The organism is Candidatus Rhabdochlamydia porcellionis (genome assembly GCF_015356815.2).
GTDB lineage: Bacteria > Chlamydiota > Chlamydiia > Chlamydiales > Rhabdochlamydiaceae > Rhabdochlamydia > Rhabdochlamydia porcellionis.
This window is the reverse complement of sequence record NZ_CP075585.1, coordinates 1,274,625-1,286,971: the sequence shown is the minus strand read 5'-3', so window position 1 is coordinate 1,286,971 and position 12,347 is coordinate 1,274,625. Positions and strand designations below refer to the sequence as shown.

Annotated in this window: 12 protein-coding genes and 2 tRNA genes; 7 read left to right on the top strand and 7 right to left on the bottom strand. The window is 36.8% G+C overall.

Translation table 11 applies throughout. The features are described 5' to 3' along the window. The first annotated feature begins 42 nt into the window (after window positions 1-42). A tRNA-Phe gene (locus RHAB15C_RS06055) sits at window positions 43-115 on the top strand. A 176-nt stretch (window positions 116-291) separates the two neighbouring features. On the opposite strand, the gene RHAB15C_RS06050 is transcribed toward RHAB15C_RS06055, so the two are convergent. The 7 genes from RHAB15C_RS06050 to RHAB15C_RS06020 form a co-directional block, all read right to left on the bottom strand. Next, window positions 292-3,345, bottom strand: a complete 3,054-nt coding sequence (locus tag RHAB15C_RS06050; protein WP_194845228.1) for a hypothetical protein — start codon at window positions 3,343-3,345, stop codon at window positions 292-294. 368 nt (window positions 3,346-3,713) lie between these two features. Continuing rightward, window positions 3,714-4,715, bottom strand: coding sequence for a GTPase ObgE (gene obgE / locus RHAB15C_RS06045; RefSeq protein WP_194845229.1), 1,002 nt, complete (start codon window positions 4,713-4,715; stop codon window positions 3,714-3,716). A 41-nt stretch (window positions 4,716-4,756) separates the two neighbouring features. Further along, window positions 4,757-5,008: a 50S ribosomal protein L27 gene (gene rpmA, locus RHAB15C_RS06040; RefSeq protein ID WP_194845230.1), complete on the bottom strand. Its 252-nt coding sequence runs from the start codon at window positions 5,006-5,008 to the stop codon at window positions 4,757-4,759. Window positions 5,009-5,017: 9 nt separating this feature from the next. Beyond that, window positions 5,018-5,329, bottom strand: a complete 312-nt coding sequence (rplU, locus tag RHAB15C_RS06035; RefSeq protein WP_194845231.1) for a 50S ribosomal protein L21 — start codon at window positions 5,327-5,329, stop codon at window positions 5,018-5,020. A gap of 490 nt (window positions 5,330-5,819) precedes the next feature. After that, the gene (locus RHAB15C_RS06030; RefSeq protein WP_194845232.1) at window positions 5,820-6,632 is read right to left on the bottom strand and encodes a metal ABC transporter permease; all 813 of its coding nucleotides are present in this window, start codon (window positions 6,630-6,632) and stop codon (window positions 5,820-5,822) included. 1 nt (window position 6,633) lies between these two features. Next, on the bottom strand, window positions 6,634-7,362 hold the full coding sequence (locus RHAB15C_RS06025; protein WP_194845233.1) for a metal ABC transporter ATP-binding protein: 729 nt from the start codon (window positions 7,360-7,362) through the stop codon (window positions 6,634-6,636). Beyond that, window positions 7,355-8,206: a metal ABC transporter solute-binding protein, Zn/Mn family gene (locus RHAB15C_RS06020; protein ID WP_194845234.1), complete on the bottom strand. Its 852-nt coding sequence runs from the start codon at window positions 8,204-8,206 to the stop codon at window positions 7,355-7,357. The genes RHAB15C_RS06025 and RHAB15C_RS06020 overlap by 8 nt, the downstream gene beginning before the upstream one ends. 185 nt (window positions 8,207-8,391) lie before the next feature. On the opposite strand from RHAB15C_RS06020, the gene RHAB15C_RS06015 reads away from it, so the two are divergent. The 6 genes from RHAB15C_RS06015 (at window position 8,392) to RHAB15C_RS05990 (ending at window position 12,292) form a co-directional block, all read left to right on the top strand. Beyond that, window positions 8,392-8,478 (top strand) — tRNA-Ser (locus RHAB15C_RS06015). 518 nt (window positions 8,479-8,996) lie between these two features. Continuing rightward, window positions 8,997-9,470, top strand: a complete 474-nt coding sequence (gene nrdR, locus RHAB15C_RS06010) for a transcriptional regulator NrdR (RefSeq protein WP_194845235.1) — start codon at window positions 8,997-8,999, stop codon at window positions 9,468-9,470. A gap of 13 nt (window positions 9,471-9,483) precedes the next feature. Beyond that, window positions 9,484-9,849, top strand: a complete 366-nt coding sequence (locus tag RHAB15C_RS06005; protein ID WP_194845236.1) for a TraR/DksA family transcriptional regulator — start codon at window positions 9,484-9,486, stop codon at window positions 9,847-9,849. Continuing rightward, on the top strand, window positions 9,850-10,359 hold the full coding sequence (gene lspA / locus RHAB15C_RS06000; RefSeq protein ID WP_194845237.1) for a signal peptidase II: 510 nt from the start codon (window positions 9,850-9,852) through the stop codon (window positions 10,357-10,359). It begins immediately after the preceding gene. Continuing rightward, the gene (locus RHAB15C_RS05995) at window positions 10,356-11,060 is read left to right on the top strand and encodes a hypothetical protein (RefSeq protein ID WP_194845238.1); all 705 of its coding nucleotides are present in this window, start codon (window positions 10,356-10,358) and stop codon (window positions 11,058-11,060) included. Before lspA ends, RHAB15C_RS05995 begins: the two co-directional genes overlap by 4 nt. Continuing rightward, window positions 11,048-12,292 (top strand): nicotinamide-nucleotide amidohydrolase family protein, encoded by a 1,245-nt coding sequence (locus RHAB15C_RS05990; protein WP_194845239.1) that lies wholly within the window; start codon window positions 11,048-11,050, stop codon window positions 12,290-12,292. Before RHAB15C_RS05995 ends, RHAB15C_RS05990 begins: the two co-directional genes overlap by 13 nt. Window positions 12,293-12,347 lie beyond the last annotated feature (55 nt).

Here is a 12,347-nt window from a genome sequence, read left to right as displayed (position 1 = left end):
AAAAAATTATCTGGCTTTATATCTTTTTTGATTCATCCGTATGGCCAGATAGCTCAGTCGGTAGAGCAGAGGCCTGAAAAGCCTTGTGTCGCCGGTTCAAATCCGGCTCTGGCCACATTTATTGATCTATAGGCCTCAATATTGAGTTTAGTTAGGAAAAATAAGAGTGAAAAAAAGCTTCAAAAGCCTGACCTACTAAAAGAGAACTGCATCTTTTTTAAATGTTTATTATTAAATCTCGTAAGTACGTCATATTTTGAGTAATGCAACTTAAATTCAAGAGAAATAAATTTAATTTTCTATTCCTTGCAGTCTAGCGTATTCCTCAATCTCAAGAATAAAGGCATCTCTATTCACACAAACATGTTCGTTGCAAAATCGATTTGCAGCTTTCATTAAATCTTTAAATTCATCAATTTTCTTATGGGTCTCTATGTTAAAGAACATCTCTATAGCTTGGGGTGTGTTAATTGAAATAACGGCCCCTTCAATATTGACCCCTGCAAGGCGTCCTTGGAGTACAGCAACCACCAATCTTTGTGTTTTTCCTTGATTACAAACTTTTAAATTAGAGTCATCATATGAGTCGCTCAAGGCAGAAATCATACCGACTTGCGCATTTGTTTTTTCATTTCCAGTTAATTCCGATACGAAAATCCAAAGGCGGCCAATTAGGTCTGCTCCTGATATTCGTAATCCTAGTATGGTGAGGTCCTCATCATTAATAAGAGGAGCAAAATCTCGGTTATTCTTTCTTGGTTCTAGAAGAGCTCCTTTTGCTAACGTTTTTTTTGTTTCATCAATTGGAGAGTTCTCTAGATAGGCAATAAAGCTATCCGTAGCTTTATTAATCTCTGATGTTGTTATATGTTTTTGATGTTCAAATAATAATTCGATAGCTGCTTTTACTCGTTGGTCACGATCGTTTGTGTGTACGTTCATTCCTTCACATTGTAAGAGGAAAGCGTTTCTGATCGCTTCTTCTCTCTCATTTGCAGGAATATTTGCTACTACCTGAATTATTCTAGCTTGCTCATTCACAGGGATAGCAGCTATTACCTGAATTATTCTAGCTCTCTCATTCACAGGGATAGCAGCTATTACCTGAATTATTCTAGCTCTCTCATTCACAGGGATATCTTCTACTACCTGAATTACTCTAGCTCTCTCATTTGCAGGGATATTGGCTACTGCCTGAATTACTCTAGCTCGCTCATTTGCAGGGATAGAGGCTATTGCCTGAATTACTCTAGCTCGCTCATTTGCTGGGATGTTGGCTACCACCTGAATTGCTCTAGCTCGCTCATTTGCAGGGATAGAGGCTACCGCCCGGATTATTCCGGCTATGTCATATGCTATCATTTCCGGAGTGATTAGCAGAAGAGAGATTCTGATCGCTTCTTCTCTTGCATCTGCAGGGATATTGGCTATTGTCTGAATTATTCCGGCTATGTCATATGCTGTCATTTCCGGAGCGATTAGCAGAAGAGAGGCCCTGATCGCTTCTTCTCGCTCACTCACAGGGATAGAGGCTACTGCTTGAATTATTTCGGCTATGCCATATGCCGTCATTTCCGGAGTGATTAGCAGAAGAGAGGTCCTGATTGCTTCTTCTTGCTCATTTGCAGAGATATCGGCTACTGTCTGAATTATTTCGGCTATGCCATATGCCGTCATTTTTGGAGTGATTAGCAGAAGAGAGGTCCTGATTGCTTCTTCTCGCTCATTTACAGGGATATCGGCTACCGCCTGAATTATTTTGGCTATATCATGCGCCCTCATTTCCGGAATGATTAGCAGAAGAGAGGTCCTGATCGCTTCTTCTTGCTCATTTGCAGGGATATTGGCTACCGTCCGAATTATTTCGGCTATACCATATGCTGTCATTTCCGGAGTGATTAGTGGAAGAGAGGTCCTGATCGCTTCTTCTCGCTCATTTGCAGGGGTAAAGGCTACCGTTCGAATTATTTTGGCTATGTCATATGCATCCATTTCCGGAGTGATTAGCAGAAGAGAGGCTCTAATAGCTTCTTCTCGCTCATTTGCAGGGGTAAAGGCTACTGTCCGAATTATTTTGGCTATGTCATATGCATCCATTTCCGGAGTGATTAGCAGAAGAGAGGCGGCTCTAATAGCTTCTTCTCGCTCATTTGCAGGGATAGAAGCTACTACCTCAATTATTTCAGCTATATCATATACCTTCATTTCTGGAGTAATTAATGGAAAAGAGGCCCTGATCGCTTCTTCTCGCTCATTCACAGGAATAGAGGTTACTATCTCAATTATTTCAATTATGTCATATGCATCCATTTCTGGAGAGATTAATGGAAGAGAGGCCCTGATCGCTTCTTCTCGCTCATTCACAGGGATAGAAGCTACCACCTCAATTATTTCAACTATGTCATATGCATCCATTTCTGGAGTAATTAATGGAAGAGAGGCCCTGATCGCTTCTTCTCGCTCATTTGCAGGGATAAAGGTTACCATCTCAATTATTTTGGCTATGTCATACGCCCTCATTTCCGGAGTGATTAGTGGAAGAGAGGCCCTAATCGCTTCTTCTTGCTCATTTGCAGGGATAAAGGTTACCATCTCAATTATTTTGGCTATGTCATATGCATCCATTTCTGGAGAGATTAGCGGAAGAGAGGCCCTGATCGCTTCTTCTCGCTCATTTGCAGGGATAAAGGTTACCATCTCAATTATTTTGGCTATGTCATATGCATCCATTTCTGGAGAGATTAGTGGAAGAGAGGCCCTGATCGCTTCTTCTCGCTCATTTGCAGGGATAGAGGCTACCATCTCAATTATTTTGGCTATGTCATATGCATCCATTTCTGGAGAGATTAGTGGAAGAGAGGCCCTGATCGCTTCTTCTCGCTCATTTGCAGGGATAGAGGCTACTTTCTGAGTAATTTCTATATTTTTAGGAGAATACATTTCGCTAGTGACAAGGGGAAGAGTATTTCTCGCTAACTTGCCTTCATCATTTCCAAGATTTGCAGTTATAGCTTCAATAAATGTGTTTTTGATATTTAGATCTATTTGAGGTGAGATAAGCTCGAGTATATTGCGAGCAAAGTCTACCCTTTTATCAAGGGGAATTTGGTGTATGATGTGAATGAGCATTCTTCTAGAATCAAGTCTTATTGCCATTTTCTCTGGAAGAAGTAGAATAACTCTATCTCTGAGTTGACACCAGCTTCCTGAAACGATGTAGAGACCCAATTGGAAGAGGCTAGACACTGCAACAGTTACACGATGGACAATAGCTCTAATATCTCCATGTGGTAATTCCCAAAAGGATCTTGGGTTTCGCGATTGAACGACTTGTGATGGGATCATTATTGTAACCTCTTTAAAGAAAAGGCCTTCCCACTGTAATATAAGTGCGTGTTTTTTTCAATAAAAAATTCACCTTACGCGACAAAAGAGGATAGAGAAGTAAATTCTTTGCAAAAAAGATGGAAAAATATGACATAAGACATTCTCGACATCTATACAGATTATCTAAGTAACCAGAACCAACAAGCTACAGCGATTGACCTTTCAAGCCATCTAGAAAAAGCGTTGCAAGAAGATGCCTTTAGTGTGTAAGAATAAAAAAAGCGATTTTTTTTATTTATATTCCAGTGTTTCCTCATTAAACAGGAACATGCAAAACAACCCACCTTAAAAGATTTTTGTAGTCGAAGATTGGTAATTAAATTTAACTAGAATTTACAGGGGACAAGTTGTTGCATAGCTTTAATAAGGGGTGTAATGTTTTCTCTATGTATAGCTGAAATAGGAAAGAGTGTTGTTTTTGGATAGGGGTATTTTTGTTTAAATGTCTCTAGATTCTGCACGGCTGTTTTGCAGTCCATTTTATTTAATACAACAAGAAAAGGCTTATCTAATAATTCTTTTCGGTAGGTTATTATTTCGTTTTGTAAAGTCTGAAAATCTTTAAAAGGGTCTCTTCCTTCTATCCCAGAAACATCGATCAAATAGACCAAAACAGAAGAGCGTTCAATATGTTTGAGAAAAGATAAACCCAATCCGCGATCGAGGTGGGCCCCTTCTATAATGCCCGGAATATCTGCAATTAAAATCCTGGAAAAATCTTCAAACTGAATATAGCTTAGATTTGGGTATAGTGTTGTAAAAGGATAAGCTCCAATTTTAACGGGGCAATGAGTAATTTGTTTTAAAAGAGTGGATTTACCTGCGTTGGGCATGCCAATGAAGCCAATATCAGCGATTAATTTTAACTCGAGTTGAACCTCATGCATTTCACCTTTATAGCCGGAAGTACATATGTTAGGGGCTTGGTTGGTAGAAGACTTAAAACAAGCATTTCCTTTGCCTCCTTTGCCTCCTTTACATAGAATATACTCTTGGTTTTTGTCAGTGAAATCCACTAATACTTCTTGTGTTTTAATGTTTTTAACAACAGTACCACAGGGGATGTGTAAAATAAGATCTTTGCCATTGCGCCCTTTTTGAAGGTTTCCTCCTCCTGAAATGCCATTTTCTGCATTAATTAAACGGCGATTGCGAAACCCTTCTAAAGAAAGGATATTCTCATTGGTTTTTAGAATGATAGATCCGCCTTGGCCTCCATTTCCACCGACAGGGCCTCCTTTAGGAATAAATTTTTCTCTACGCCAGGCAACGACACCATTACCGCCTTTTCCAGCGCGCAGTGTAACTATAACTGAATCGATAAACATATATATAAGCCCCCTTGGCTTAGCTGAGGGCTACCTAGGTATTAAAGAGTGGGTTGAACGGAAACGTATGTACGGTTAGTTTTACGATAAGAAACAATGCCGTCGATTAAAGCGTATATTGTATCATCGCGACCACGTCCTACATTTTTTGCTGGATGCCATTTTGTGCCTCTTTGACGCACAATAATGCTACCAGCGGTGACAAATTGTCCTCCAGATGCCTTAATTCCAAGGCGTTGTGAATGAGAATCACGACCATTTCGGCTAGATCCTTGACCTTTCTTATGTGCCATTGTTGCTCCTTATCCAATAATATCTGTAATCTTGATTCGGGTGTAGCGTTGACGATGCCCCACTTTACGACGAATCGGTTTGCGTCTTTTATACTTGAATGCGACCACTTTTGGCCCTTTAGCATTTTGTTTTGTAAGTTCTGCTTGCACGACAGTATCAGCAAGATAAGGGGTCCCAATCTTAACATTTTCCGCTTCACTAACCAGTAAAACATTTTTAAATTTTACAATATTATCCTCTATATCTAGCAATTCTACATCGATGGTATCACCTTTTTCAACACGGTACTGCTTACCGCCTGTTTCGATAATCGCGTACATCTAACCTCCTAAAAATAAACTTAAAGATTCGCATGGGGAAGAAAAAAGCATGATAGGACAGTCTTGAATCAAAGTCAACTTGAAAAGATGTAAATGTAAAAAAGGATAGAAAGAAGGGATTTTTATTTTTTAATTCATTTTTTTTATTAAAAAATAAAAATTTAATTATTTGATTAATAATTAAATTATACATAGTATGAAAAGTAAGAGGATAAATGAATAGAGATGGTTATGAAGAGGCTTAGAAAAAGGATAAATACACTTAAATCCTCAAAAATTACTCTGAGAAAGCATCATAACCGTGCGTTTTTTAAAGAGCAGGAAAGTGAGTCTAAAATTAAGTTGGAACAAGATAAAAAAGCTTAAGGAGGGTTTATGCCTAGAAAACATACCAAGAGAGCATCAGCAAAAAGAAAAACACATCATCATAGAACACACAAGAAATCAGCCTGGAAACAATTCTGGAATCGCTATTGCTCCATGTAAAATCTTAAGGTTTCTTTTTGAATAAAAGTGCACCTGCATAACAAGAAGAAGAAACAAGTGAGATGGTGGCCCCTGGAGGCCAGTTTAATTGATAAGAGAAAAGAATGCCAATAAATGTGAGCATAAGACCGCATACTGTTGCTAAAGTCATCATTTGCAATAAATTGCGGGTGAAAATAGCAGCAATGGCAGCAGGTATTGCTAACATAGTTACAACCAAGATGGCCCCAACTATTTGGATCAATAATACAATTGAGACAGCTACTAATCCTAGTAGTAGAAAATAAAAGGTTTGTACTGGAAGTTTTTTTAATTTAGCCTGTTCTTCATCAAAACAAATGGCTAAAAGCGGTTTATAAAATCTAGTGACTATAGATAAAATGAACGCATTTAAAACAAATAGTAAGAAAATATCATTTTTACTAACCCATAAAATATTTCCAAATAAAAAATCAATTAACTCTGTGTTATAGCCAGGGGTAAGAGCGATGAAAATGACTCCGATAGACATTCCGATGGCCCAAATAGCGGCAATTGCTGTGTCTTCTCTTTCTTTGTATTTTAAATGAATCCAGCCCATTAAAAAAGCAGAAATCAACCCAGCTATTAATGCCCCAATGAATGGGGTTAGAAAGGAAAGCCCAAATCTGATTTTTAACCATAGACAAATGCCCATTCCCCCAAGTACGGAGTGAGCAATGCTGCCACTAATAGAAACAATTCTTTTAACTACTACATAGGAACCGATAATACCGCCAGTTAACGCAGCGCCACAACCTGCTAATAACGTATGTAAGAAAAAAGGATTATCAAACATATTAAAAGGAAAAATGTTGAGAGTTTGTTAAAGGAGTGTGGTAAAGCCCTAAAGCAAAATGCTCGCATACTTCTTTAGTTTGAAGAGAGGTTGCTTGGCGATTTACGCAAATGAGTCTACTGGCTTTATCAATAATTGTTTGTAAGTCATGAGATACCGTTAGAATAGTCATATCAGTATTTAATTCTTTTAATAGCTGGTAAATAGATTGTTCCGCTTGAGAATCTACATTAGCTGTTGGTTCATCTAGTAGTAGGATTTTAGGACGGTCGACAATTGCTCTTGCAATAAGAGCTTTTTGTGTTTCTCCACCTGATAGAGAACCAAAGGAAGCTTTTGCTTTATGCAAAAGGTTCACTTTTTCCAAGGCCTGTAGGCCTAATTTACGCATTGCCTTAGGAAATCTTCCCCAGCAATTCAATCCAGCAAGGCATCCCATCATCACTACATCTAAAACACAAATCGGAAAGTTGCGATCTACTTGCTGCATTTGAGGGACATATCCTATTAAATGCCTAGTGTGTTTAGGGTGTTTGTTTAAAACCTTCACCCAACCTTTTTTAGGCTGTAAAAGCCCTAAGATTAATTTAAAAAATGTGGTTTTCCCACCGCCATTAGGGCCAAAAACGACAATAAATTCATTCGGTTTCACAGTTATATTGACATCTTCAAGAATACTTTGATGATTATAACTAAAAAATACTTGGTGAATAGAGATGATATCAGTCATGAATGATATTTTTAACCACTTCTGCCATCTGTTTTAAACTCGCTATATAATCTTCAGAATAAGGATCGATGAGATAAGTAGGAATCGCTAGATTTTGAGCGAGCAGATTAGCTGCTTTGCTGCCGTGTTGAGGTTCTATAATTATGCCGCCTATACCTAGCATTTTTATCTTATGTAGTAGTTCTGGGACATATTGAGGCAAACAGTCCTTGCCTTCTTCTTCAAGAGATAATTGCTCGAGGCTATAGTCTCTACAAAAATAAGCAAAAGCCGGATGAGAAACTAAAATGGCTTTGCCTTGCTTGTTTTTAAGTAGAGTAATTAATTCTTGATCAACTTGTTCTAGTTCTTTGAGTAACTTATTTGAGTTACTTTGGTACAATTCTGTATGTTTCGGGAATAGTTGAATTAAGGCTTGTGTAATTTTTTTAACTTGCACTTGCATCATTTTTGGACTGAGCCAAATATGTAGATCTTTGGTGCTATGCTGAGCACAACGATCTTTTGTATCTTTGTAAGATAAAAGCGCAAGATCCTCTGTCAAATCAAGGATCAGAGGTGGGGTTTTCATTTCTTTAAAGACTCTTTGAGCTTTTTGATCTGCTTTTTCTCCTAATTTTAACCACAATACGGCTTGTTTTTGCAATTGAACTTGTTTAGGGGTAGGTTCATATAAATGAGGGTTTGTTCCAGAAGGAATAAGGGACTCAGCTGAGACGGTGTTTTCTGCGATTTTTTTTACAAAATAAAGATAAGGGGGAACGCTAACCAAAACAACAGGAGCTTGTGGATAACCTAAAATAGGAATAATACAAAAGAAACTAATAAATAAACGAAGAAACATTTTTTTAAAACCTGATAAAGTTACAATTGACGATCATAATTTTTTAAGCGATTTTGGAAAAGAAATAACTCTCTATTAAATTTCAAACACAGGGCATAGTAAATAATTCATTAATAGCTCTTTGGATTTTTTCTTGTAAGATAAAGTGTAGTTAAGGTAACGTTGAACACGCTTATAAGGTTTTTGGAGGAGTGTCCGAGTGGCCGATGGAGCACGCTTGGAAAGCGTGTATACGTGTAAACGTATCGTGGGTTCGAATCCCACCTCCTCCGATAATAACTTGGGATCTGATACTTGTAATGAGCTTATAAAACAGTTTATGAAGGTGTTAGGATTTCTTTCATTTTTAGAGATTCATAGAATTATTTTAAAATGTCTTTATTGATTTCTCCATCTGAATGAGAGTCAATAAGTTGTATTTTAGTTGTTTTTGATGGCTATTAGATAGTCAATTCTTGTTTATAATATTAAATATGGCATAAACCTTACACATCTTGATTTTTTATAATTTAAAATTTTTGTTAGCAAACAAAATTTAAGCAACGAATTGTCAAAAAGAGTCTCAATATACTGTTTTATAAAATAAAAACTTGTTTTAAAAGCAATTTGTGTGTTTAGAAGGATTAAATATTTAAAAACGCAAAAAACTGGCTGATTGGAATCTGTTTTTGGGATAAAATGGAGTTTTAGATAATAGGTAAAAAATAAAAAAACTTGTTATGTATATAAAAGCATCAAAATAGGTAAAATTTTTCTAAACTCTATAAAAAATTTAAGCGTGATATAATGTATGCATTGTCCATTTTGTGCCTGTGAAGAGTTAAAAGTTACTGATTCTCGAAACGTAGCAGAAAGCAATGCCGTTCGTAGAAGGAGAGAATGTTTGCGCTGTTTACGGCGTTTTACCACTTTTGAAACAGTAGACTTAACAATTCAAGTGAAAAAAAGAGATGGGCGATATGAAGATTTTTGCCAGGATAAACTGATTAAAGGTTTAGATGCAGCTTGCCGCCATACACGCATCAGCCATGATCAATTAAGAACTTTGGCTTATAAAATTACCTCTGATTTAATGGAGCGTCAAGTTAGAGAGGTCACTACTTCGGAATTAGGGGGGATTGTAATGCAACATTTACAAGAACTAGATAGCATTGCCTACATTCGATTTGCTTGCGTTTATCGGCGATTTAAAGATGTCAATGAATTAATCGATGCCATTGAGGATGTTAGTCCCAAAGATACGATTCACTCAACAGAAATATAAAAAGAGGATGTTTATGGCCTTAACTAAGGAACAAATTACTAAATTTAAAAATCGTCTAGAGGAGTTAAAAGCTCAAATGACGCATCTGATTCGTGATACGATAGAAGATGTAAGAGCAACGGATGAAATTAAAGGATATTCTCAGCATCAAGCAGATGAAGGAACCGATGACTTTAATCGAACAATTAATCTGCAGCTAAGTGGAAATGAGCGAGAGATTTTGCAGAAGATTGAAATTGCTTTAGACAAAATAGATCAAGGAACTTATGGAACTTGTGATCTTACGGGCGAGGAAATCCCTTTAAAAAGATTAGAAGCAATTCCTTATGCAAACACAACTGTAAAAGCACAAGAGATGCTTGAAAAGGGATTGTTATAAATGGCTTTTAAGATAAGTTGGAAGTTAAGTCTTTTAGCAATATCTATTTTTCTATTCGACGCGCTTTTAAAAATGTATGTGCATTGCTTTGTGACTCCTATGAACTTCTGTTATTTTCCTTATGGAGGAATAGGAGTTTTTCATGGACTGGGTATAGAATTTGTAATTACACATGTAATCAATAAGGGTGCTATGTGGGGACTTTTTGCTAACTATCAGTTTTTATTGGTCTCTATTCGGGTTTTTATTATCGCAGCCCTTGGATATTATTTGTGTGTAAAGCAGATAAGTAATTACCATAGAATCTGTTTGGTTATGATCTTAGCAGGAGCTGTGGGAAATGTTTTCGACTGTATTATTTACGGTCATGTCGTTGATATGTTTTGTTTTATTTTTTGGGGATATGTCTATCCTGTCTTCAATATTGCAGATGCTGCTATTTTTTGTGGAATTTTAATGATGCTATTAGAGACTACCTGCTTTAAAATAGTTGCGAGCTCTTTAAAATGACCATCTTTCGTGTCAGCTCTTCTAGTCAAGAGGGCCTTCTTCAGGTTTCCAAATGGATTAAAGTACAGGTTCTTTTAGATCAAGAAGAGATTGTAGATTTATTCAAGAAGCTAGATCCTTTTTACCTTATAGCGGTTAGCAAACCTGTAAAAAAACAAAATGCTCTATTATCGCAAAATGATTTTCTGCAAGCTCATTTAGAGTATATCCAATCATTAAAAAAAGGTAAGGTTGCTCAAGATAGTTGTTTTAGAGAATATTTTTCTTGTACAATGACGCGTTCTAAAGAAGTATTTTATGCAATGCCTGTATCAGAAGAGCGATTTTTGATCAAACCAGTTTTGCCAGTTATTCAAATGCAAATGCATCAGTTTTTATTTTCTTCTATGGACAAAATATTTTATCCCATGGTTTTAGGTCAGAAAACCGTTAGTTGGGGGATTCAATTTTCTTATCCGCAGTTTTATCAAGATCCTAAGACAAAAGAAATTATACGAGTTATTAAGAAAGACTTATTTCCTAATACAGAATTATTTTCTCTTTTAATGAAATGGATACGACAATTCACTATTCCTACCCCCTTTTTGGTAGAAGAAAAGAGAGTCAATGCTACTATTCGAATAGGCAAAAAATGTATGAGCTGGATTCATTTACATCAGCAATTACAAGAGCTAGGGATTAAAGTGCTGTGTTTAAATTGAAGATTGAAATCATTACTATTGGCAAAGAACTTTTGGATGGCCGTATTGTAAATAGAAACGCAGCATTTATCAGTGCTCATTTATTTAAATTCGGTTATACAGTGGAGCGTCATACAACATTTTTAGATGATCTTCAAGTCTTAAAAAAAGGGTTACAAGAAGCTTATGAGCGCTCAGATCTTGTAATCGTTACAGGGGGATTAGGGCCCACTTTAGATGACCTAACTAGAGTAGTCGTAGCTGAAGTGTTTCATTGTAAGCTGTCTGTGAATGCTCTAGTAGTGGCTGATCTACAGAGGCGTTTTGGAAAAGAATTAAATACTATACAAGAGCAAGCTACAATCCCAGAAAAAGCCCAACCTTTGCTCAATTCTGTGGGGACAGCTCCTGGGCTGCTTTTTCTTGTAAATGATAAAATGATGGTTTGTTTTCCTGGTGTGCCTGCAGAAATGCAACCTATGTTTATGAATACATTTCTTCCTATTCTTCAAGAAAGACATCCTCCTTTGCATAAACATGTAGCTTGTTTGTATGCATGTTTCTTTCAAGAAAGCCAGATTAATCCCATGTTAAGAGAGCTGCAAACTCAATTACCGGAATTGGAAATTGGTATTTATCCTTCTTATTCTCATGTTACCATTGTGTTGTCTAGCGAAAATAGAGCTTCATTAGAATATGCAGAAAATTTGCTGAAAACCCAATTAGACTCTTTTTTATATACAGCAACAACAGGTAAAATTGAAGAAGCAATCCATAATTGGTTTATTAAAGAAAAAAAAACGCTTGTTTTAGCAGAGTCTTGTACAGGAGGGACTATGGCAAGTCTGCTCACAGCTGTTAAAGGAGCGTCCGCATTTTTTTTGGGCTCTTTTGTAACTTACTCTTCTATTCTTAAACAGTATATATTAGATGTGCCAAAAAAAACCCTAGAAACAAAAGGCCCCGTTAGCGCCGAATGTGTTCTTGCCATGCTCAATAAAGCCTTAGAAAAAAGCCAAGCAGATGTAGGGTTGGCTGTTTCAGGCATAGCAGGTCCTACGAGTGATAGCTTTCATGAAAAGATAGGGACTATATGGGCCGCTATGCAAGAAAAAGGAAGTAGCCCTTATGTTTTTAGATTGCAGATTACAGGAGATCGTCAAACAATTATTTTAAAAACAGCCTATTCTTTATTTGGTATTTTATGGCGTAAGCTAGCTAAAAATATACCCCCGCCTTTAACTTCTCTTTAACTAGTGAAGAATCCCTTAAGTATGTTAAAATGCCTGGCTAACTAAAAGAGTTTCC

Coding starts and splice junctions, on each gene's coding strand:
- RHAB15C_RS06050 (WP_194845228.1), bottom strand. CDS start 3,345: ATGATCCCATCACAAGTCGTTCAATCGCGAAACCCAAGATCCTTTTGG.
- obgE (WP_194845229.1), bottom strand. CDS start 4,715: ATGTTTATCGATTCAGTTATAGTTACACTGCGCGCTGGAAAAGGCGGT.
- rpmA (WP_194845230.1), bottom strand. CDS start 5,008: ATGGCACATAAGAAAGGTCAAGGATCTAGCCGAAATGGTCGTGATTCT.
- rplU (WP_194845231.1), bottom strand. CDS start 5,329: ATGTACGCGATTATCGAAACAGGCGGTAAGCAGTACCGTGTTGAAAAA.
- RHAB15C_RS06030 (WP_194845232.1), bottom strand. CDS start 6,632: ATGTTTGATAATCCTTTTTTCTTACATACGTTATTAGCAGGTTGTGGC.
- RHAB15C_RS06025 (WP_194845233.1), bottom strand. CDS start 7,362: ATGACTGATATCATCTCTATTCACCAAGTATTTTTTAGTTATAATCAT.
- RHAB15C_RS06020 (WP_194845234.1), bottom strand. CDS start 8,206: ATGTTTCTTCGTTTATTTATTAGTTTCTTTTGTATTATTCCTATTTTA.
- nrdR (WP_194845235.1), top strand. CDS start 8,997: ATGCATTGTCCATTTTGTGCCTGTGAAGAGTTAAAAGTTACTGATTCT.
- RHAB15C_RS06005 (WP_194845236.1), top strand. CDS start 9,484: ATGGCCTTAACTAAGGAACAAATTACTAAATTTAAAAATCGTCTAGAG.
- lspA (WP_194845237.1), top strand. CDS start 9,850: ATGGCTTTTAAGATAAGTTGGAAGTTAAGTCTTTTAGCAATATCTATT.
- RHAB15C_RS05995 (WP_194845238.1), top strand. CDS start 10,356: ATGACCATCTTTCGTGTCAGCTCTTCTAGTCAAGAGGGCCTTCTTCAG.